We start from the raw sequence: 20,062 nt of genomic DNA on the forward strand, positions 1-20,062 counted from the left end.
GAACTGCGCCGCGACGGCCTCGCCGCCGAAGAGGAAGCCTTCCTCAACCCCGGCCAGCCCGCCCGCGTCCCCTTCGTCACCCAGCAACTCGAAGGCGCCACCGGCCCCATCGTCGCCGTCTCGGACTACATGAAAGCCGTCCCGGACCAAATCCGGCAATTCATCCCCAACGAATACGCCACCCTCGGCGCCGACGGCTTCGGCTTCTCCGACACCCGCGCAGCAGCACGCCGCTTCTTCAAGAACGACACCCACTCCATCGTGGTCCGTGCCCTTGAAATGCTGGCACGCCGCGGTGAGGTGGATGTTGACGCCCCGGTGAAGGCGATTGAGAAGTACAAGCTGCTCAACGTCAACGCCGGCACCACCGGCAACGCCGGAGGCGAAGCTTAGCCTTCCGGCTGGACGGATCCAGCAGTAAACAACGACGGCGGCCCTCACCCCACAAGGTGAGGGCCGCCGTCGTTCCCTCCCGGGCGGACCAGTCCGCGGGGCGGCCTGCGCTGTGACGCAGCGCAAGGCGCGTTGTAGCCTTCGCACAAATGGAGCTTGCGCGGCGGTGGCCGTATGCTCAGAGAATGCCAGCACCAGCCAGCCAGTCCTCGAAGCGGAAACCCTCGCCGCCGAAGGTCACGCCGGAGAAGTCCGAAACCCTCAAGCAGCTCCGCGCCAACGTGGGCCAGCTGTCCACCACCACCATGCGCAAGCTCGAGCAGTCCCTCCCCTGGTACAGCCGGCTCAGTGCGGACGAGCGTTCCGCACTCGGCATGGTGGCGCAGAACGGTATTGCAGCCTTCGTCACCTGGTACGAACGGCCCAGCTCACCGTCGTGGATCCTGACCGACGTTTTCGGGACGGCACCTACGGAGCTGACCCGTTCCATCAGCCTGCAGAAAGCGTTGCAGCTGATCAGGATCGTGGTGGAGGTGGTGGAGGACCAGGTTCCCGTCATTGCCCCCGAGGCCGACCAGCCGTCCCTGCGGGAGGCCGTGCTGCGCTATTCGCGGGAAGTCGCATTCGCTGCCGCGGACGTTTACGCCCGAGCCGCCGAGTCCCGCGGCTCCTGGGACACCCGGCTGGAAGCTCTGATTGTGGATGCCATCCTGCGCGGCGAGAATACCGATGCCCTGCGCTCCCGCATTGCGGCCCTGGGCTGGAAAGCACAGGAGCGCTTCACGGTGATGGTGGGCAATTCGCCGTCCGAACCCAGCGCCAGCTATGTCAGCGAACTGCGGCGGATGGCAGGCCGCTACGCCGAGGACGCCCTGGTGGGAATCCAGGGCGACCGGCTGATCCTCATCCTTGGCGGGGTGCAGGACCGCGAAACCGCCTATGTGAAGTTGAGCGACATGTTCGCCCCCGGACCGGTGGTCTACGGACCCGAGGCCAGTTCACTGCTGGAGGCCAGCGGCTCCGCCCAATCAGCCTTCGCGGGATTGACGGCAGCCCGGGCATGGCCGTCTGCCCCGCGTCCGGTGGCCGCGGACGACCTGCTGCCCGAGCGGGTGATTTCCGGGGATGACGCCGCCCGGCGCTCCCTGGTGAAGAACATCTACCGGCCGCTCCTGGCTGCCTCCAACGGCCTGGTCGAAACCCTGGGCACCTACCTGGAGCTGGGCCATTCGCTGGAGGCCACCGCCCGGGAACTCTTTGTCCACGCCAACACGGTGCGCTACCGGTTGAAGCGGGTCTGCGATGTCACGGGGTGGGACCCGCTCCTGCCGAGGGAGGCCTTCGTGCTGCAGGCAGCGCTGGTGGTGGGCCGGCTTTCTGCCCCGCCCAAGGCCGCCACGGAGCGCCAGGCGTCCCGGAACCAGGCCTGAGGCATTGTAGACTTCCTACAATCTGACCCCGTGAGCTTGGTGCGGAGAAACACCGCTGGATCACACAGTAATTTGGAAAGCTGGTTACGTGCTTGCAATAGTCTGCCCTGGACAGGGCTCACAGACCCCGGGTTTTCTTGCCCCCTGGCTGGAACTTCCCTCGGTGGCAGGCCAGCTGGCCTCCCTGAGTGACATCGCAGGCATCGACCTGATAGCCCATGGCACCACCTCCGATGAGGAAACCATCAAGGACACTGCCGTGGCGCAGCCCCTGATCGTTGCTGCCGGGCTTGTCGCCGCGGCCTCCCTCTTCGACGTGGAGCTCAATTCCCTTCCTGTCATCCTTGCCGGCCACTCGGTAGGCGAGATCACCGCAGCAGCCCTCGCCGGCGTGCTGACCGAACAGGAAGCCATGACGTTCGTCCGTGAGCGGGCCAACAGCATGGCCGCTGCGGCAGCCGTCACCCCCACCGGCATGAGCGCCGTCGTCGGCGGAGACCCCGCCGAGGTGCTGGCCGCCATTGAAGCCGCCGGTGCTGCCCCTGCCAACGTCAACGGTGCCGGCCAGACGGTGGCGGCAGGAACCTTCGAACAGCTGAAGGCCCTTGCCGACAACCCGCCGGCCAAGGCCCGCGTCATCCCCCTCAAGGTGGCCGGCGCGTTCCACACCAGCCACATGTCGCCCGCCGTCGATGCGCTCAAGGCACTGGAACCCAGCTTGAACCCGGTGGCCCCCAAGGTGCCCCTCCTGTCGAACTACGACGGCGGCGAAGTCACCGACGGTGGTGCCGCCGTCGCAAGCCTGATCGCCCAGGTTTCCCGCCCCGTCCGCTGGGACCTGTGCATGGAAACCATGGTGAAGCGGGGCGTCACCGGCGTGATCGAGCTGGCGCCCGCCGGTACGCTGGCAGGCCTTGCCAAGCGCGGCATGCCCGGCGTCAAGACCGTTGCTGTCAAAACCCCCGATGACCTGTCCGCCGCCCTGGCGCTCTTCGCAGAACTGGAGGGCAACGCATGAGCGTTCCCACGCTGAAACAGGCTCCCATCCAGGAGCACACCCGCATCCTCGGCCTCGGCGCATACCGGCCGGACGTCATCGTCACCAACGAGGACGTGTGCCAGTGGATCGATTCCTCGGACGAATGGATCCGCCAGCGCACCGGCATCGTGACACGCCACCGCGCCGCAGCCGACGTCAGTGTGATCGACATGGCCGAAGGCGCAGCCCGCGAGGCCATGGCGAAGGCAGGCATTGAAGCCTCGGAACTCGGGGCAGTCATTGTTTCCACCGTGACCCACCCGTACGCCACTCCCTCCGCCGCGGCCAGCCTGGCCGACCGCATAGGTGCCACTCCGGCCCCTGCCTTCGATATTTCCGCCGCCTGCGCCGGGTACTGCTACGGCATTGCCCAGGCCGACGCCCTGGTCCGGTCCGGCACCGCGAAGTACGTCCTCGTGGTCGGTGCGGAGAAGCTCTCCGACGTCATCGACAACCGGGAACGCACCATCTCCTTCCTCCTCGGCGACGGCGCGGGCGCCGTCGTCGTAGGCCCTTCCGACACCCCCGGCATCGCCCCGTCCGTGTGGGGCTCCGATGGCAGCAGGTGGGATGCCATCGGCATGACCCGCTCACTGCTGGACGTCCGCGACCTCGGCCTGGCAGCCCGCCAGTCCGACTCCACGGGCGATCTCGCACTACTGGAAGAAGCCCAGGAGCTGTACCCCACCCTCCGCCAGGACGGACAGACCGTGTTCCGCTGGGCCGTGTGGGAAATGGCCAAGGTGGCCCAGCAGGCACTCGATGCCGCCGGTATCCAGGCGGAAGACCTGGTTGCCTTTATCCCGCACCAGGCCAACATGCGCATCATCGACGAGATGGTGAAGAAGCTGAAGCTGCCCGAGACGGTTACAGTGGCACGGGACATCGCCGAGGCCGGCAACACGTCCGCTGCCTCCATCCCGCTGGCAACCCACCGGCTCCTTCAGGAGAACCCCGGACTGAGCGGCGGGCTGGCCCTGCAGATCGGTTTCGGTGCCGGACTGGTCTTCGGCGCACAGGTAATTGTCCTTCCCTAGATACGCCCAAGGGTCGCATCCGCGGCCCGGACCGTTTCCGGCAGACCCTGCCGGCAATACAAGAAAAGGAGCCACCAATGGCTAGCAATGAAGAGATCCTGGCCGGCTTGGCTGAAATCGTCAACGAAGAAACCGGCCTGGCCCCGGAGGCCGTCGAGCTGGACAAGTCCTTCACCGAGGACCTGGACATCGACTCCATCTCCATGATGACCATCGTGGTCAACGCCGAGGAAAAGTTCGGCGTGCGCATCCCCGACGAAGAGGTCAAGAACCTCAAGACCGTCGGCGACGCCGTCAGCTTCATCGCCGGAGCACAGGCCTAACATTAGGCTTTTAGCCGTCTCACGGCTTGGCAGGGCTGCCGGTCCGGACTGACCGGACCGGCAGCCCGCCGTTTTTATCCGGCGCAGAACCCCGACCGGGACTGGCCGATCATCAACATGTGCGGGACCCTGCGACAGGCGCAGGCGGATTCCCCACCGACGAAAGAGTGATCCCATGACGCGCAAAGTAGTCATTACCGGTCTGGGTGCCACCACGCCCATCGGCGGCGATGTACCCACGATGTGGAACAACGCCCTCAAAGGGGTCTCCGGTGCCCGCACCCTTGAGGACGACTGGGTAGCCAAGTACGAGCTCCCCGTCCACTTCGCCGCACGCTGCAGCACCCCTGCGCTGGACGTTCTCAGCCGTGTCGAAGCCAAGCGGATGGACCCGTCCACCCAGTTCGGCGTCATCGCCGCCCGCGAAGCGTGGGCCGATTCCGGCATCACGGAGATCGACCAGGACCGCCTGGCCGTTGCCTTCGCCACCGGCATTGGTGGTGTCTGGACCCTGCTCGATGCCTGGGACACGCTGAAGGAAAAGGGCCCGCGCCGGGTCCTGCCCATGACTGTTCCCATGCTGATGCCCAACGGTGTTGCCGCGGCCGTCAGCCTGGACCTCGGTGCCCGCGCCGGTGCGCACACCCCCGTCTCTGCCTGCGCTTCCGGTACGGAAGCCATGCACCTTGGCCTGGAACTCATCCGTTCCGGCAAGGCCGACGTGGTGATGTGCGGCGGTGCAGAGGCAGCCATCCACCCCATGCCGCTGGCGGCCTTCGCGTCGATGCAGGCTCTTTCCCGCCGGAACGATGACCCCCAGCGCGCCTCCCGCCCCTACGACACCGCCCGTGACGGCTTCGTCATGGGCGAAGGGGCCGGCGCCCTGGTCCTGGAGGCCGAAGAGCATGCCCTGGCCCGCGGCGCACGCATCTACGCCGAACTGGCCGGCACGTCCGTGACCGCCGATGCCTACCACATCACCGCTCCTGACCCCGAAGGTCTCGGTGCCACCCGTGCACTCAAGGCTGCCATGTTTGACGGCCGCATCCAGGCCGAAGACGTGGTGCACGTCAACGCGCATGCCACCTCCACGCCCGTTGGTGACAAGCCCGAGTACACGGCCCTGCGCGCGGCGCTGGGCGCCCGCGTGGACAACGTGGCCGTCTCTGCCACCAAGTCGCAGATGGGCCACCTCCTGGGTGCTTCCGGCGCGGTCGAAGCGGTCCTGACCGTGCTGGCCGTCCACGAGCGCAAGGCTCCGGTGACCATCAACCTCGAGAACCAGGATCCTGAGATCCCGCTCGACGTGGTCACCTCCGCCCGTGACCTGCCTGCCGGCAACATCGTGGCGCTGAGCAACTCGTTCGGTTTCGGCGGACACAACGCCGTGGTGGCCATCCGCAGCGTCTAGCCGTGTCCGGGCAATCCGCCCGGAAGCCAAAGGGAGGCCCCGCCAACAGGCGGGGCCTCCCTTTTGTTGCTATGGAAGTGTTGCGGTGGCCGGGCAACCGCGGGGACGGACGACGGCGGTCAGCCCACCTGGTGGAGCCAGCGCACCGGGGCGCCCTCGGCAGCGTGGCGGAACGGTTCGAGTTCTTCGTCCCAGGCCTCGCCGAGGGCGAGGGAGAGTTCATGGTAGACGGCGGCCGGGTCTCCGGCGCCGGATTCGTACGCGTAGCGGATCCTGTCCTCGGACACCATGATGTTGCCGTGCACGTCGGTGACGGCATGGAAGATCCCCAGTTCGGGGGTGTGCGACCAGCGGCCGCCGTCCACGCCCTGGCTTGGCTCCTCCGTGACCTCATAGCGAAGGTGCGCCCAGCCTCGGAGGCAGGACGCCAGTTTGGCTCCCGTGCCGGGGGTTCCGGTCCAGGACAACTCGGCCCGGAACATTCCGGGCGCGGCAGGCTGCGGGGTCCACTCAAGGTTCGTCCGCTTGTCCACGACGGCGCCAACCGCCCACTCAACGTGGGGGCACAGCGCCGTAGGGGCCGAGTGAACGAACAGCACACCGCGGGTCATTGCAACAGACATTCCATCCTCCATAGCTATAGGTACGTCTTCCCCAACGACCTCTGCCTGGATGAAACTGCCGTGCACTGCTCTGCGGTGGTGGTTCCTTGTGCGTATTCAGATATATCGTATAAAGCCGCGTCCGGACTTGCCGTGCAGCGCAAAGCTCAGGGAGCTTCAAGCGACACTTGAAAGTTGCCGGACGTGACTCTTATTGTGCCGCACCCCGCAGAATTACGCCAGTGCGATTAGCCACACTGCTCAGGCCCGGGGATGCGCCTGCTGATAGCTCTTCCGAAGGCGGTCCACCGAGACGTGGGTGTAGATCTGGGTGGTGGCCACGCTGCTGTGGCCCAGGATCTCCTGCACCGCCCGAAGATCGGCGCCCCCGTCCAACAGATGCGTCGCGGCCGAGTGCCGCAGCGCGTGGGGCCCTGACGCGGCGGTGTCCCCGAGCGCCTCGAAGAGGTCGTTGACCAGGGTGCGGACCTGGCGTTGGTCGACACGTCCACCGCGCGCCCCGAGGAAAAGGGCGGCCCCGCTGCCGTCCTTTGCGAGTAGGGGGCGCCCCCGCCGGAGCCAGTCGTCAACGGCCACGGCGGCGGGGACCCCGTAGGGCACTGTGCGTTCCTTGTTGCCCTTGCCGATCACCCGGAGCGTCCGGCGGTCCGGGTCAAGGTTGTCGACGTCGAGACCGGCAAGTTCCCCCACGCGGATACCCGTGGCGTACAGGAGTTCCACCATGGCCCGGTTCCTTACGGCAAGCGGTTCACCGTCCGCGGCCTGCGTCTCGAGTCCCTCCAGGATGCGGGTGAGCTGGGAGGCCTGGAGCACGCCCGGCAGGGATCCTTCCCGTTTGGGTGCCTTCAGGCGAAGGGCTGGGTCGACGTCGATGAATTCTTCCCTGAGTGCCCAGGCCGTGAACACCCGGGCCGTGGCGGACCGGCGCGCCAGGGTGGCCCGGGACGCGCCGGCTGAACTCTGGGTCCCAAGCCAGCGGCGGAAGGTGCCCAGTTCGATGTCCTTCAGTCCTGCCACGCCTTCCGATGCCGCATGGGCGAGGAGGCTGTGCAGGTCGCCCAGGTAGGCCCGCCTGGTGTGCTCCGACACTGCCTTCTCCCCCGACAGATAGCCGGCGAACGCGTCCAGCGCCTTCCCGAGTTCGGCGGGCAGTTGTTCATGTTCCACTCCTCTACCTTCCCAGTTGCGTGGGCCACCAAGGGTGCTGACACGGTTACCCTTTGCCGCGTTTCCAGCCGCCCCGCTCCGCCACGGCCAATCCCAGCAATCCCAGCCGGCCAAGTCCTGCCCGGACCGACTCCTGTCCGAGGCCGGCCACGGCCGAGAGCTTTTCCACCGACGTTGTGGAGCGCAGCGGCAGTGCATCCAGCAGGATCAGGTCCTCCAGGGTCAGCCCGTCCTGGACTGCCGCGTCTGCCCTCCGTTGTTCAGGCAGCCCCGTTCCGCTGGGCGAGGCAAGTTCGGCCACCTCCGCCGCATCGGTGACGCAGACTGCCCCTCCGTCCCGGAGGAGCCGGTGACACCCGGCCGAGTTGGCGCTGTGGACAGACCCAGGGACAGCGCCGACGGCACGGCCCAGGGCCTCAGCGTGGTGGGCCGTGTTGAGGGCGCCCGAGCGCCAGCGCGCTTCCACCACTACCGTTACCGCGGACAGGGCAGCAATCAGCCGGTTCCGCTGCAGGAAGCGGTAGCGGGTCGGGGCGGACCCCGGCGGTACCTCTGCCAGGACTGCGCCCTGGTTGGCGACAGCACGCAGCAGGTCTTCATTTCCGGACGGATAGAACCTGTCCACTCCCCCTGCCATGACGGCGATGGTAGGCACGGCTGCGGATCCGCCGGCAAGGGCAGCCCGGTGCGCATGGGCGTCAATTCCGTAGGCGCCGCCCGAAACAATCGTGTAGCCGCGTTGCGCCAGGGAGTACGCGAGGTCTCCGGTGACCGACGCCCCATAGCTGGTGCTGTCCCGGGACCCCACGAGGGCGATGGACTTCTCCAGTGCAGGCAGCGGCTGCTCCTGTCCGCGCCACCAGAGGCAGATGGGTTCCTGGATACCCAGGTCCGCAAGCTGGCCAGGCCACAGCTCATCGCCGGGAATGATGACGCGTCCGCCCAGCCTGGCCATGGTGGCCAGGTCGCGTTCGGGGGCGAGGTCGGGGAGCCGTGGCTGCCAACGCTTCAACGCTGCTGCCAGCCCGGCCCAACTGCCGCCCGCTCCGCTGTCTGCCAGAAGTGCGGTGATGTCGCGCTCGAGGCCAGGGCCGGCTGCCACCTGGCCGGTGGCGATCCGCAGTGCGTCCATCGCCCCTGCAAGCTGCACCAGGGCAAGGCCCGCCGCATCCTGCGGTTCCATCAGCCGTGAGAGGGCGGCCCGCGCCAGCCGTTCCGTTTCCATGCCCCGCGTCTTTTCCACAGCCTGTTCCTTTTCCACCCGCAGTTCCATTAGTCCGTTCCGTTCCTGGCCGGCTGTCATGCCGCGGCCGCCGTGGCCTGCCGGAGGCCCAGCGCCTGCCCGATGTCGTTGATGTCAGGTGCGTCGCGGCGCCCCAGGTCCGCCAGGGTCCAGGCGAGCCGAAGAACACGGTCGTACCCACGGGCAGTCAGTACTCCGCGCTCCAGCGACTGGTCCAGGATCCGGGTTGCTGCAGGAGCGAGCCGCAGGTCCCCGCGCAGGATCCGTCCGGGTACCTGCGAATTCGTCTCGAGGCCAAAGTGCTGGAGGCGTTCCGCCTGCCGGGCCCGGGCCTCGCGTACCCGGCCCGCCACGGACGCGGTGTCCTCTTCGGCGCCGGATTGACCGAAATCAGCCAGCGAAACCCGCTCCACCTGGAGCTGGATGTCCACCCGGTCCAGCAGGGGCCCGGACATCCTGGCAAGGTAACGGCGGCGCATCACGGGAGTGCAGGTACAGTCCAGCCCTTTGCCGGAGGCCTTGCCGCACGGACACGGATTGGCTGCAAGCACGAGCTGGAAGCGGGCCGGGTACGCCGCGGTACCGGCAGAGCGGTGAATTACCAGTTCCCCGCTTTCCAGGGGCTGGCGCAGGGCATCCAGGACCCGCCGCTCGTATTCCGGCGCCTCGTCCAGGAAGAGCACTCCACGGTGCGCACGCGATGCCGCGCCGGGCCGGGGCAGACCTGAACCGCCGCCGATGATGGCTGCAGCGGTTGCGGAGTGGTGCGGGTTCTCGAAGGGCGGCCTTCTCAGGAGCTGCACAGTGGAGGAGGGCAGGCCGCAGAGCGAATGGATGGCGGTGACCTCCATGGACTCATGGTCGCCGAGGTCGGGCAACAGGCCTGGCAGCCGTTCGGCCAGCATCGTCTTTCCGGCGCCCGGGGGAGTGCACACTTAAGTGTGCATGTGTACTGACCTGCGATTATGTCCCAAAATCGACATCCGGCGTGGGAATTTTGGAGGCTCAGCTCTCGTCGAACGGCAGGCGGACGACCTCATCGCCAGGGTCTTCCGGAGTTGCTGGCGGAGCCGCGCTCGGGTGGTCCTGGTACAGCGCGTCCGAGGCGCTCTGGTCGTAGGTGTCGGAGAGGCCTGCATCCTTGGTCCCGAGGACCTGCTCCCAGTCGAATCCCATGCACACGATTTTATCGGTCGTTATCGAACTCGCGAAGGATCGCCTCGATGCGCGCGGTCAGTTCGTCGGCGCGCTTGAGGATCTGTTCTTCCTCCTCACGCGACATCTGCCGCCGGGGGCTGGCCGGCATCGCAGCTGCAGCAGGCACCGGCGCAGGTGCGGGCTCCAGACCGTCGAGCAGCAGGGCCGCGGCACTGATGACCGCCGACAGCGAGGATGGGTGCATGGAGCGGTAGGCATCGATCCATCCCCAGCGGTCCACGGCTGGCAGCAAGCCGATGGAGAGGTGCCAGTCCGGATTGGGATCCGGCCGCAGGTGCCGGTGCGCGGAGCCTACTTCGTCGCGGCGGTGTCCCAGGACCCGGACAGAACTGTGCGACCACCCGCTGTTGGTGCCGATCACATCAAGCCACGACCAGGTGGCGCACGCCGGGCAGGCGCTCGGGTCCTCGGCGATGCCAATCCACTGGCGCAGCTCGCGCATCCTGTCCGGCCGCAGCCCAAGCGCCCCCGCCCTGTCCAGTCCGAGGCCTCCGTGGGAGCGCGGTGCCAGCAGCACCGCAGTGAACAGCATCCGGCGCATCCGCAGCCGGAAGACCCAGTGCGTGCCGGGGTGGTGGATGATCGCCGTCCCACGCCGGATCAGCCGTTGCAGGGAGCCGGTGTCCTCCGTGTGCCCGCGCGGCCACGCGGGAGCCGGTGGATCTTTGGGAGCCAGCCGCCGGCGCAGTGTCGAGAGCACAGCCCGGGACGGCTGTACCTGCTGCACAAAACGAGAGAGTGAGGCCTCGTCGATCCTCCCGGCAGGCACACCCATGACCAAGCACCAGTCGGTCCAGAGGTCGGGAAGGGGCGTCGTCATTCTCCCGATTCTCCTACCGCGGCTTGGTTCGACATGAGCGTCGCCTCAGGCGAGGGTCAGGCCTGCTATTCGCGACCGCTCTTGTCCGCATAACTCTCGATGGGCCATCCGCCGATGCTCAGCTATCAAGCCCGAAAGCAGCGGTGACGTGCTCGATCGTGAACTGGTTTCGCAGCCTTGTAGCCGTGTTCTGGTTGGCGAAAAGACCCGTTTTCCGCACGGCCTCCGCTTGCGGAACGGCCCGTATCCATTCAACCGGAACAACCCATTCAGCATTGTCGTCGTTCTCATCGCCCTCGTGGCGATAATTCCCGGAGAGGTCGAGTTCACGCAGCTGTCGCTCGGCCCCGTTCACGAGAAGCGTGCTTTGGTCGTATCGCTGGGCTTCGCCGGCGACGGTGCCGACTCCTACATACCCAATCTTGGGAATGTAGGCGAAGACTCTGGCACCAATCGGCAGATTCTTGAGCGTCTGAGAGTATCTCTTGCCGCCACCGCCCGAGACGAAACCGTACTTCATGCCGTCGACCCATTGCCGGCCTGTTGGCTCTTCACCAAATGAGACGTACCAGTCAGACCCGTTCCAAGGCTCACGTGTCTTATTCTTCCGCGAGATCGCGGAAATGGACGACTTGGCTTGTTCGCTCTGATCGACCAGCCAGCTGCGGGCAAGGTACGAAGATCCGTTGTCCTGAAAATGTCTGAAGAAGACGACGTTGATGGGAACATCGAAGTCTTCATTGAGGAACCGCACGATGCGCTCGGTAGCGTTGTCAACGCTGGCGGCAACGATTGTAAATTCTTGTGCAGTGTTGACCTCTTCAGGAAGAGTGTCGCCGAAGCGATCGGCAAACGCTTCTTCAAGAGCAAGGCCTGGACGGTAGGTGGCGAAGATATTGTCGATCTCGCTTCGGCCAAGGGTCGCTGCCCAGGAGCCATAATCGAGTGTTTGAGCGGCAACATCGCGGGGAGTCTTGTCGCGTTTGAGTTCGATCACGTGCAGCGACCCTGTTTCGTCCAAAGCAAGAAGGTCTACGAATCCCCCATGTGCCGTCGGAACCTGCCGGCCAATGACGAGAAGCGGCTCCCCAAGCACTGACGGGTCAGACTCGATGTAGCCCTCCAACTGGGATTCCAAGCCGATTGATACCGGCACGATCCGGCTGAGTTGGCCGCCCTCTGCCCGCCACAAGCCCATCTCAACCGCCATTGGTCATTCCCTTTTGTCGTTCGACGAGTTTCTTGAGCTGGGCGTCGTAGACATAGTCGGTGATCTCGCCGGACATAATCATCGCAACGGCCTTGTTAATGATCTCCAGCGGCACCACGAACCACTCCGAGGGGTCGTAATCGCGTCCTTTCCGGTCGACCTGCGTCAGGTCCAGACGCACGTCGGCGAACACCCGGTGAAGGAGGTGCTCCAGCCACGATGCACGCACGTTGTAGAGCCGGTAGTCCGCCAGCACCTTCACGGGTGCCATCAGGTAGGTTGGCGAATGCGCCGAGTTCTTGATGCGGGTCTCGACTTTGGTGGTGGAGAAACCGATCTTGTGAAGGTCCTTCATTCCCGCGATTTGGGCGTCGTCGCTTAACGACTGCAGCACGTAGATGTGACCGCTCTCTACGTCCGCATCGAGGACCTCGCCCGCATCGTGCCCCGTCCGTGCCAGGACCTGGCCCTGCGCCTCGTACATGCGGGTCATGAGGCTCTGCTTGTACATCGCCGACTCAGTGCCGTTCTCGAAGACGACGCGAAGCCGCTGCTTCTGCCGGGGCTTGCCGCCGACGACCAGGTCCACGTCCTCGCCGACCTCAGCCACGAAGCACATGACGCCGCTCAGCACGAAGAACACACCCTCGCGGATGAGATCCATGCCAGTGAATGGCATCAGCTTGTACGTTCCCTCGGCCAGCTCGGCGTGCTTCGCCTTGAACAGCGGCTCGAACAGGTCGAAGTCTTCGGCCTTCACCCGTTGAGCCACTGAGTCAGGCGATTCCGGGCGTTTGATTACCGGCAGGTCTGAGACGTCGAGGATGCCGGAGTCGTCGCCGAGCAGATCGTGCAGGTCATCGCTCTCAAGGAGATCGTCCAGGGACTCAGGAGCTGCCTCTATTGCCAGCAGCTCGAACTCCGTGTCGAGGTGTCTGAGCGCCTCGATCTTTTCGTCGTTGGCGAGGATGCCCTCGAGCCGGGCCCCAAGCTTCCGCTCGGCGATCTCTCGGGTCGCCGAGCTAGGCAGACGCCCGTGCGTCCGGCGGAACTCCACGATTTCCAGAAACGCCCGCTCGAGCCGGTCGGACGACGTGATCTTCTTGGGTTTCTCGGGCGCGTCGAGGAGCCCGTCGAGGTCGTTGTCGATGAGGTCCTGCAGGGAGGACGGTGCTACTTCGAGGACGTCGTCGTAATCGCTCATTCGCTCTCCACCATCTCAGTCGCGCGCTTCTGTGCTTCAAGCTTCTGCTTGGCCCGCTGGAGCCACAGCAGTGCGTCTGCATACCGCTTCTCAGTCGGGTCCTCGGCCCTCGGGTCCGGTTTCCGATCGTTGACCTTGATCCAGTTCTTGATCCGGGGAACGAGGGCCAGCGCCTCTTCCTCGGTGAACTCGACTCGGGTGGCCGTGATCTGGTCCTGAATGATCCGGAGTACCGAGGGAGTCACTGACTTGGAGATAACCTCGAAGGCGCGCTGGAATGGGTTCACCGAGTCGATGAGGTTGATGTTCAGCTCGTCGATGTTGACAAACTTCTCGGCCATCTTGATGAACCGCTTGTCGCCGACCGTGCGCACTTCGCCGTTCTTGATCACCGAGTCCACGACAACCTGCTGGCGGACCTCTTCCACCTGCGCCTCGGTGAGGTCCGGGTACTTCTCGCGGATGATTTTCGGAATCAGCACCTTGTTGGTCGTCTCCGCGTCCACTGAGCCGGCGGCGGCCCGCGCGAAGGTGTCGTCCTGGAGGATCGTCGCCTTCAGGTCGTTCAGATCGGTCTCCACGATCTGCTTCACGCGCGCGCTCGATGGCTCCTTGAAGCCCTTGATCTTCAGCTGCCCCGGCACCGCGGAATCGTCGCCGTCGAACTTCTTCGTCTTGAACGTGAAGTTCTGCGCGAGCACCTGCTCCATGAGGAGCGAAGCAGTGATGGCCTTGAGCATGTTGTTGACCGAGACCTTCACTTCGCCCTGCGAGGCGTCGGGTTCGGCGATGAGGTTCGTGAACTGGGCGTGGGACTTGCCGGGGCTGTCGCGGGTGACCCGGCCGATGATCTGGATTACCTCGGTCAGCGATGCCCGGTACCCGACGGTGAGGGCGTGCTCGGCGAAGGGCCAGTCGAAGCCCTCCTTGGCCATGCCCAGGGCGATGATGATGTCGACCGCATCGCTGTCCTTGGACGCCGTATGGGCCAGGAAGTGCAGCGTGTCGCCGCGCTTCTTCTGGTCGGTGTCGTCGACGAGGTCGGCGACGCGGACAATCGTTCCAGTGTCTTGCCGGCGCACATTGATGATGCCGGTGTCCGGGTCCTCCCCTTCGACATGCCCGATGACGTCGATGATGCGGCCGATCTCTTCGAGCTTGTCTTTCGTGGACTCTCCCGAATTGACGTTCGGGATGTGCACGATGGTCTTCTTGTCCAGGTCGAGCACTTCACCGATCGCTTCGGTGTAGCGGCCCTGGTAGAAGTGGTGGCCGATGCCGAGCGAGTGCAGGTGTTCATATCCGTTGAGCTGGTCGTAGTAGTTGAAGGTGACCGGGGTGAACTTCGCTTCGTCTTCAGGCGAGAGCACCGGAACGGAGTCTCCTCGGAAGTACGATCCCGTCATCGCGACGATGTGGACGTCGCTGCCGTTCATCACGTCGCGCAGGAGCGCGCCGAGGCGGCTCGACTCGATGTCGGCGGAGACGTGGTGGAACTCGTCGATTGCCAGTACCGTGCCGTTGAACGACTCAGGTGCGAGTTTCTCGAATGCGAAGCGAAGTGTCGCGTGGGTGCACACGAGCGTTGCATCAGGTCCTTCGAGGAACTGGATGAACGCGTCGACCTTGCCTGCCGAGGATCCGGCGTCGCACAGATTGTGCTCCGGCTTGATCTCCCAGTCCGCGAAGAAGCCGAACTTCGACAGGGCCGTTGACGCGAACGACGCGCCGATCGAGCGTTCGGGGACGGCGACGATGACCTTCCTGCGCCCTTGGTTGTAGAGCTTGTCGAGGGCCACGAACATCAGTGCACGTGACTTGCCGGACGCCGGCGGGGCCTTAACCAGTAGGTGCTGCGCGTCACGCTTCGCGAAGACCCGTTGCTGCATCTCGCGCATGCCCAGCCCATCCGTGTTCACCGACGCCTTCGTCTGGGCATAGGTGACGTCGACGATGTTGATGGGCTTCTTGATCGCGTTCACTTCGCGGTCCTCCGGGTCTTCTTTGCTGGGGTCTTCGTGGCCTCGGCTTTAGCCATCTCCTCATACATAGCAAAGAGGTCAGACAGTCTTTGCTCATCAGTCTCGTATCCGCGCTTGGAGTAGATCGAGTCGACCAGCCCATCAACATCAGCGTGGGCGACGCGCAGATCCTCCGGCATCTTGTCCGGGTCGTAAAGCCCCGCGAGAGTCTGCTCACAGTGGTACTCCCGCACGTCGAGTACCCGCAGTGCGGCGGCGGTGAGCTTCTCTTTCATCGCATCTGACAGTGGCGGGACGGGGAAGTTGTTGTAAACGATGGTGTTCGAATATTGGTAGTCCTCGCGCATCCGACCTGACACCGCGTTGACCCAGGACATGTGCATTTTCGAAATGAGCAAGGCAAATACCCAGAGCTCAGCGTCGTAGACTGCGAACCCCTTGTTCGAGATAACTGTTTCGGGTCCAAGGTATCCCATTGGGATGTAAGCCCGACGTCCCGACGAGATACTTGGCACAATGATCGAGTCGGTAGGCTTATAGGCGCGCTGAAGAAAACGGTGAGGTTCTGCCGCGAATTTTTTGGAGATGCTGCTGGCTTTTTCGTCCATCCGCGCTTTCTGAACCTGGGCCATGCGCTGCTGGATAAATTGAACTTTGCGCGCCTCTCCGACCTCATCATCGTCGATCCAGAGGCAATATCGTTCACCGCCGTTGATGAATTCCGAAGCACCGATGTACTGCTTGACAAACGCCGCAGATTCGGGGGCCATCGAGAGCAACCTGTCACGGTCCACCTGGTCCAGAATGAGATGACCCCCATCAGTTGGCTTCGAGCCGAACACCATCGGAGGTAACCCTGAGATCGGCTTCGTCCGGCGTCCCACGATAATGCTGGACGCGTCAGCGAGGTAGCCGTTGATGTTGCTAGCTGAGATCTGGAGATCATCTGTGTAGATGTACTTCGGAGCTGATGACTTGTTTCGCAGGCTGATCACCGCGACGGTCACACCGGCATTACGCTTGGCGTTGTTTTCCCATTTGAAGGACGTGTACGCAAATCCGATCTCGATCCCCATATTAAGGATCGTGGGGAACATGAGGCTGACGTGCTCCCCCTGTGCGACTGAGTTAGTAGTGACGAAAGCCAGCTCTGATCGGGTGCCCTTGATGTAGTCGGCACCCTTGACGAACCACAAGGCGATGTAATCAAGATTCTTCGAGAACGGGCGAATACCGAACACCTCCTTGAACTCAGCCTTTTGCCCCGCATCCTGCATGCTTGACCCGACATAGGGCGGGTTACTGATCAGGTAGATCTCGCTGCCGTCGTTCGGGCAAATGTTGTTCCAGTCAACTCGGGTTGCGTTATCATGCTTGATCTGGCCGGTCTCTTTCAGCGGGATCAGCGGGATCGAGATGTTGAACTTTTCTTTGAACTCTGTGTTCATCTGGTGCTTGGCAATCCAGAGGGAGAGGATCGCGACTTCTACTGCGAAATCGTCGATCTCGATGCCGTAGAAGTTCTCGATGTTGATCCTCGACTCGGCGAACAAGACGAGGTGCTTGTCGTCCAGCTCAGCCAGGCGCTCGAGGATCGCGTGCTCGAGCTTGCGCAGCTCCTTGTAGGCGATGATCAGGAAGTTGCCGGAGCCACAGGCCGGGTCGAAGACCTTGATGGTGCTGATCCGGTCGAGCAGCGCTTCGAGCTTCTTCACGGAGTCGAAGCTCTCGTCGAGCTCGTCCTTCAAGGCGTTGAGGAAAAGTGGCTCGATCGTCTTGAGGATGTTCGGCACAGAGGTGTAATGCTGACCGAGGTCGCTGCGCTTGCCCGGAGTGACGATCGCCTGGAACATCGAGCCGAAGATGTCCGGGTTGATCTCGCGCCAGATGAGCTTGCCGGCATTGATGAGCTCTTCGCGTGCCTTCTTGGTGAATCTGGGCACCACGTGATCCGTGGACATCGTGAACAGGCGGCCGTTGACGTAGGGGAACGCCGCGAGGTGCTTGGGCTTGTCGGCCGGGTCTGCGGTGTCCAGCGCCGTGAACAGGTCCGTGAGGAAGTCCGCGGTGTCCGAGCCGTCGTCCAGCGTGTGAGACCCGACCGCGTTTGTGAACTGGTTCTCGGCAAAGATGCCGGTGTCCTCGGCGAAGTAGCAGAACAGCAGCCGGGTGAAGAACAGGTTCAGCGCGTGCCGTCCGCGCGGCTGTTCAAGGAGATCGGGGTTCGCGTGCAGCAGCTCATCGAACAGCTTGCCCATGCGTTCGGCAGCCTTGACGTCAGCGTGTGCTTCTGCAACGTACTGTGCCTTCTCCATGCCGGCCCAGGGCAGGAAGAAGGTGAAGTGCTGGTCGATCTCGCGGATCTGGAAGCCGATGGTCTCGCCGGTTTGAGTATCAGTGACCACGAGCTCGATGTAGTCGGTGACGATCACGAAGCGCGTGCTGAAACGCACGACGTCCGGAGACGTCTTCAGCTCCTCCAGGACCTCGAGGGGGTCCGCTGTCGTCTCTTTGAAGTAGACGACCTTCTTCTGCGCGACCTCACTTCCCTGGTCAGTTGCGACGTTCAGATCGCCGTTGCGCAGGCGAGTGACGCTGCTCTGAGGCTTTCCGTAGGCGAGCAGGAGATCGAAGATGAACTCGCGGTCGTACGTCTGACGGCCGGCGAGCGGCGCGACGCGCTCTTCGATGGCTTTCAGATTTAGCTTCGCCACGTACGAATTCCTTGTGCGTATGGAATACCGTCAATGGTCGCCGGGCGTTTGGTACACACGCCCCTGTCCTCGAGTCCCGCTGAATTGCCGTCAGCGTACGACCATGGTTCACACACGTTGCTACTCCTTACATGGCAGGGCGGGACACACTGCCCTTCGTGATCTTATCCGGGACCTGGCCGCTGCTGATTTTCCCTCACCGCGTCACGCGACGGCAGTCTTCATCCATGGCCTGATAAGCGCACTTACCAGAGACCCGGTTCGAAGCCGCCCCGTCGATCGCGGGTATGGGGAATCGCCACTGACAGACCATTGCGACTTGGATTCTCCGGCCAGTGAGTCGAGACTGGAGTCATGGCAGTACAGGTGAGGCTCGCAGCGCTCAGCGCTCCCACCGTCCCACCTGAACCGGAGGTGGACGACGAGCTGCGCGAGCTCGAAGAAATTTCGCGGTCTTTGGAAGGACACACGCTGTCTGCTGCCACCCGGCGCGCCTATGCCACGGCGTGGCGTGCCTTTGATGACTTCTGTACCGGCCACGGACTGGAGGCGCTGCCTGCGCATCCGGAGACCGTGCGCTGGTACGTCGCCTGGATGTCCACGCAGCTCGATGACGACGGGCTCCCCCGGTTCTCCGTCGCGACGATCCGCCAGCGCCTGGCCGGTATCGGCGAGAGGCACCTGCGCGGCGGGCTTCTGGATCCCACGGCCCACCGCGGCGTGGTGGATCTCGTGCGCGGGCTGGCCAAGCTGCGGGCCACCAGGCCCCGGCGCAAGCGCCCTCTGCTTCTGGACGACGTGGTCCGGATCATCGCGGTGATGGAGCACGACACATATCCGGCAGGCGTGTCAGCCACCAGGGACGCCCTGGCGGTGTGGCTCGGGTTCGCAGGGGCCCTGCGCAGGAGCGAGGCGGCGGCTTTGACGCTGAACCGGCTCGAGCTGCACCCGGTCGATGGTGTCCACGTTCATGTGGGGGCCTCGAAGGCCGACCCGGAGAACGCGCTGCCGGACGTGGTCGTGCTGCCGTTCGGGAGCTCGCCGGCATCCTGTCCCCCGTGTGCGGTGCACCGTTGGGTTGTGCTGCTCGGGTTCGCCCGGCAGGACGATGCGCGCACACGGCGTCGCGGGATCATGCAGCAGCTGTTCTCGTACGGTCTCGAGGAGCACGTCTGCGGGGCCGCCGGCTCAACGGCGCTCATCAGCAGCGCCGACCTGGCCTCGGGCGCGCCCCTGCTCCGGGCAACGTACCGCAACAGGAAGGACGCCCGGATCCATGCTCGGGCGGTGAGCGGCGACGCGCTGCACACGATGCTGCTCTCGCGCATGGTCGAGGCCGGGATGAACCCTGCTGCCTACGGCTTCCACTCGCTGCGGGCCGGGCACGTAACCCAGGCGCGGCGCAACGGTGCGAGCACAGAGGAGATCATGCGCGCTGGCCGGTGGAGCCGGGCAGCGACGGTAGACGTCTACGACCGCGAGTTCAATCCTGCGGCACGCAACAGCGTCATGCGTCTGGGGTTGTAGACCCCTCGATGCCGGGGGCAACCCGGTGCCCGTGCTGGTCGTCCTCCTCGACCGGGACGCGGGCGTCGATGCTTTCCAGGAGGCGGAAGTCGACGACACCTTTGAGTTGAGCGCCGCCGCCGAGCACTTGAATGGCCTTGGAGAGCCGCAGCACCTCCAGCCTGTTCTTCTCCCACTCGCGCTGGGCCGCTGCGAGGTCGGCGAGGTACTGCTGCAGCTGGGCCTCACTCTCTGCCTCCGGATCCTCGGCGACCAGGATCGCCAGGGGGACGTCCAGGGCCTTGGAGGCGGCGACCGCCTCGTCCAGGCGGACGGCGCGGATTTGCTGCTCTATCCGGGTCACCGCCGAAGGGTCGACGTTCGTTCCGAGGATCTCGGCAATCCTGCGGGCCAGCTCAGCCTGGCTGATGCCCAGGCGTTCCCTCTCCTGTCGCAGTCGGCGGGCGAAGAGGTCTCCGGGCAAGGCGTTCATCTGGTTTGGGCTCCTGGTCGGGTACATGGGCGCGAAGGGCTCAGCAAGAAGCGTATGCCGGGCCGTGCCGGAGCCGCACACCGCGCGCCCCGTCATGTGAAATCTACACGTTTTCGAGCAGAACGTCAGTCCTACCGCCGACACCCCGTTTGCGCTGGTCTTCGAGCACATTCCGGACTCGTATCCGACTCGTCACTGATATGACTATGACTGATGACTCGAATGATGTAGATTGGTCACTGAAGATGT

The 20,062-nt window shown here is 64.4% G+C and carries 17 protein-coding genes and 1 pseudogene; 7 read left to right on the forward strand and 11 right to left on the reverse strand.

What is annotated here, in order from left to right:
- From AC1DIP_RS05965 to AC1DIP_RS05990, 6 genes are all read left to right on the forward strand, one after another.
- A partial coding sequence (locus tag AC1DIP_RS05965) for a transketolase-like TK C-terminal-containing protein (RefSeq protein WP_477733210.1) occupies positions 1 to 393 on the forward strand: 393 nt, incomplete at its 5' end.
- Between the two features lie 185 nt (positions 394 to 578).
- Positions 579 to 1,823, forward strand: a complete 1,245-nt coding sequence (locus AC1DIP_RS05970) for a PucR family transcriptional regulator (RefSeq protein WP_224026387.1) — start codon at positions 579 to 581, stop codon at positions 1,821 to 1,823.
- Positions 1,824 to 1,911: 88 nt separating this feature from the next.
- Entirely contained in the window at positions 1,912 to 2,841 is a 930-nt protein-coding gene (locus tag AC1DIP_RS05975; RefSeq protein WP_476211548.1) for an acyltransferase domain-containing protein, read from the forward strand.
- Positions 2,838 to 3,899, forward strand: coding sequence for a beta-ketoacyl-ACP synthase 3 (locus AC1DIP_RS05980; protein WP_476211549.1), 1,062 nt, complete (start codon positions 2,838 to 2,840; stop codon positions 3,897 to 3,899). The genes AC1DIP_RS05975 and AC1DIP_RS05980 overlap by 4 nt, the downstream gene beginning before the upstream one ends.
- 77 nt (positions 3,900 to 3,976) lie before the next feature.
- Positions 3,977 to 4,222 carry an acyl carrier protein gene (locus AC1DIP_RS05985; RefSeq protein ID WP_009359314.1) on the forward strand — a complete coding sequence of 82 codons (246 nt, stop codon included), beginning with the start codon at positions 3,977 to 3,979 and terminating at the stop codon, positions 4,220 to 4,222.
- A gap of 175 nt (positions 4,223 to 4,397) precedes the next feature.
- The gene (locus AC1DIP_RS05990) at positions 4,398 to 5,633 is read left to right on the forward strand and encodes a beta-ketoacyl-[acyl-carrier-protein] synthase family protein (RefSeq protein ID WP_477733211.1); all 1,236 of its coding nucleotides are present in this window, start codon (positions 4,398 to 4,400) and stop codon (positions 5,631 to 5,633) included.
- A 119-nt stretch (positions 5,634 to 5,752) separates the two neighbouring features.
- Here the strand turns inward: AC1DIP_RS05990 and AC1DIP_RS05995 are convergent, their stop codons facing one another.
- From AC1DIP_RS05995 to AC1DIP_RS06040, 10 genes and pseudogenes are all read right to left on the reverse strand, one after another.
- A complete protein-coding gene (locus AC1DIP_RS05995) occupies positions 5,753 to 6,256 on the reverse strand; it encodes a DUF3145 domain-containing protein (RefSeq protein WP_477733212.1) in 504 nt (167 codons plus the stop codon).
- A gap of 240 nt (positions 6,257 to 6,496) precedes the next feature.
- The gene (locus tag AC1DIP_RS06000) at positions 6,497 to 7,423 is read right to left on the reverse strand and encodes a tyrosine recombinase XerC (RefSeq protein ID WP_477733213.1); all 927 of its coding nucleotides are present in this window, start codon (positions 7,421 to 7,423) and stop codon (positions 6,497 to 6,499) included.
- A gap of 46 nt (positions 7,424 to 7,469) precedes the next feature.
- Complete coding sequence (gene dprA, locus AC1DIP_RS06005; RefSeq protein ID WP_477733385.1) at positions 7,470 to 8,648, reverse strand: DNA-processing protein DprA; 1,179 nt, start codon at positions 8,646 to 8,648, stop codon at positions 7,470 to 7,472.
- 74 nt (positions 8,649 to 8,722) lie between these two features.
- Positions 8,723 to 9,592: pseudogene (locus tag AC1DIP_RS06010) on the reverse strand (YifB family Mg chelatase-like AAA ATPase); the annotation flags it as partial.
- A gap of 79 nt (positions 9,593 to 9,671) precedes the next feature.
- A complete protein-coding gene (locus tag AC1DIP_RS06015; RefSeq protein WP_477733214.1) occupies positions 9,672 to 9,842 on the reverse strand; it encodes a hypothetical protein in 171 nt (56 codons plus the stop codon).
- 10 nt (positions 9,843 to 9,852) lie between these two features.
- Positions 9,853 to 10,704, reverse strand: coding sequence for a hypothetical protein (locus tag AC1DIP_RS06020; RefSeq protein WP_477733215.1), 852 nt, complete (start codon positions 10,702 to 10,704; stop codon positions 9,853 to 9,855).
- A 118-nt stretch (positions 10,705 to 10,822) separates the two neighbouring features.
- Positions 10,823 to 11,914: a hypothetical protein gene (locus AC1DIP_RS06025; protein ID WP_477733216.1), complete on the reverse strand. Its 1,092-nt coding sequence runs from the start codon at positions 11,912 to 11,914 to the stop codon at positions 10,823 to 10,825.
- The gene (locus AC1DIP_RS06030; RefSeq protein WP_477733217.1) at positions 11,904 to 13,118 is read right to left on the reverse strand and encodes a GIY-YIG nuclease family protein; all 1,215 of its coding nucleotides are present in this window, start codon (positions 13,116 to 13,118) and stop codon (positions 11,904 to 11,906) included. The genes AC1DIP_RS06025 and AC1DIP_RS06030 overlap by 11 nt, the downstream gene beginning before the upstream one ends.
- Positions 13,115 to 15,100 carry a DEAD/DEAH box helicase gene (locus AC1DIP_RS06035; RefSeq protein ID WP_477733218.1) on the reverse strand — a complete coding sequence of 662 codons (1,986 nt, stop codon included), beginning with the start codon at positions 15,098 to 15,100 and terminating at the stop codon, positions 13,115 to 13,117. The genes AC1DIP_RS06030 and AC1DIP_RS06035 overlap by 4 nt, the downstream gene beginning before the upstream one ends.
- Positions 15,097 to 17,814, reverse strand: a complete 2,718-nt coding sequence (locus AC1DIP_RS06040; protein WP_477733219.1) for a DNA methyltransferase — start codon at positions 17,812 to 17,814, stop codon at positions 15,097 to 15,099. Before AC1DIP_RS06040 ends, AC1DIP_RS06035 begins: the two co-directional genes overlap by 4 nt.
- Before the next feature lie 354 nt (positions 17,815 to 18,168).
- Here AC1DIP_RS06040 and AC1DIP_RS06045 point away from each other — a divergent pair, with 354 nt between their 5' ends.
- A complete protein-coding gene (locus AC1DIP_RS06045) occupies positions 18,169 to 19,341 on the forward strand; it encodes a hypothetical protein (RefSeq protein WP_477733220.1) in 1,173 nt (390 codons plus the stop codon).
- Here AC1DIP_RS06045 and AC1DIP_RS06050 read toward each other — a convergent pair.
- The gene (locus AC1DIP_RS06050) at positions 19,322 to 19,813 is read right to left on the reverse strand and encodes a helix-turn-helix domain-containing protein (protein ID WP_142938930.1); all 492 of its coding nucleotides are present in this window, start codon (positions 19,811 to 19,813) and stop codon (positions 19,322 to 19,324) included. The genes AC1DIP_RS06045 and AC1DIP_RS06050 overlap by 20 nt on opposite strands.
- Between the last annotated feature and the right edge of the window lie 249 nt (positions 19,814 to 20,062).

It is taken from the genome of Pseudarthrobacter sp. 05T312 (genome assembly GCF_056396685.1).

Coding starts and splice junctions, on each gene's coding strand:
- AC1DIP_RS06015 (WP_477733214.1), bottom strand. CDS start 9,842: ATGGGATTCGACTGGGAGCAGGTCCTCGGGACCAAGGATGCAGGCCTC.
- AC1DIP_RS05985 (WP_009359314.1), top strand. CDS start 3,977: ATGGCTAGCAATGAAGAGATCCTGGCCGGCTTGGCTGAAATCGTCAAC.
- dprA (WP_477733385.1), bottom strand. CDS start 8,648: ATGGAAACGGAACGGCTGGCGCGGGCCGCCCTCTCACGGCTGATGGAA.
- AC1DIP_RS06025 (WP_477733216.1), bottom strand. CDS start 11,914: ATGGCGGTTGAGATGGGCTTGTGGCGGGCAGAGGGCGGCCAACTCAGC.
- AC1DIP_RS05970 (WP_224026387.1), top strand. CDS start 579: ATGCCAGCACCAGCCAGCCAGTCCTCGAAGCGGAAACCCTCGCCGCCG.
- AC1DIP_RS06045 (WP_477733220.1), top strand. CDS start 18,169: ATGGCAGTACAGGTGAGGCTCGCAGCGCTCAGCGCTCCCACCGTCCCA.
- AC1DIP_RS06050 (WP_142938930.1), bottom strand. CDS start 19,813: ATGAACGCCTTGCCCGGAGACCTCTTCGCCCGCCGACTGCGACAGGAG.
- AC1DIP_RS05980 (WP_476211549.1), top strand. CDS start 2,838: ATGAGCGTTCCCACGCTGAAACAGGCTCCCATCCAGGAGCACACCCGC.
- AC1DIP_RS06020 (WP_477733215.1), bottom strand. CDS start 10,704: ATGACGACGCCCCTTCCCGACCTCTGGACCGACTGGTGCTTGGTCATG.
- AC1DIP_RS06030 (WP_477733217.1), bottom strand. CDS start 13,118: ATGAGCGATTACGACGACGTCCTCGAAGTAGCACCGTCCTCCCTGCAG.
- AC1DIP_RS05990 (WP_477733211.1), top strand. CDS start 4,398: ATGACGCGCAAAGTAGTCATTACCGGTCTGGGTGCCACCACGCCCATC.
- AC1DIP_RS05995 (WP_477733212.1), bottom strand. CDS start 6,256: ATGTCTGTTGCAATGACCCGCGGTGTGCTGTTCGTTCACTCGGCCCCT.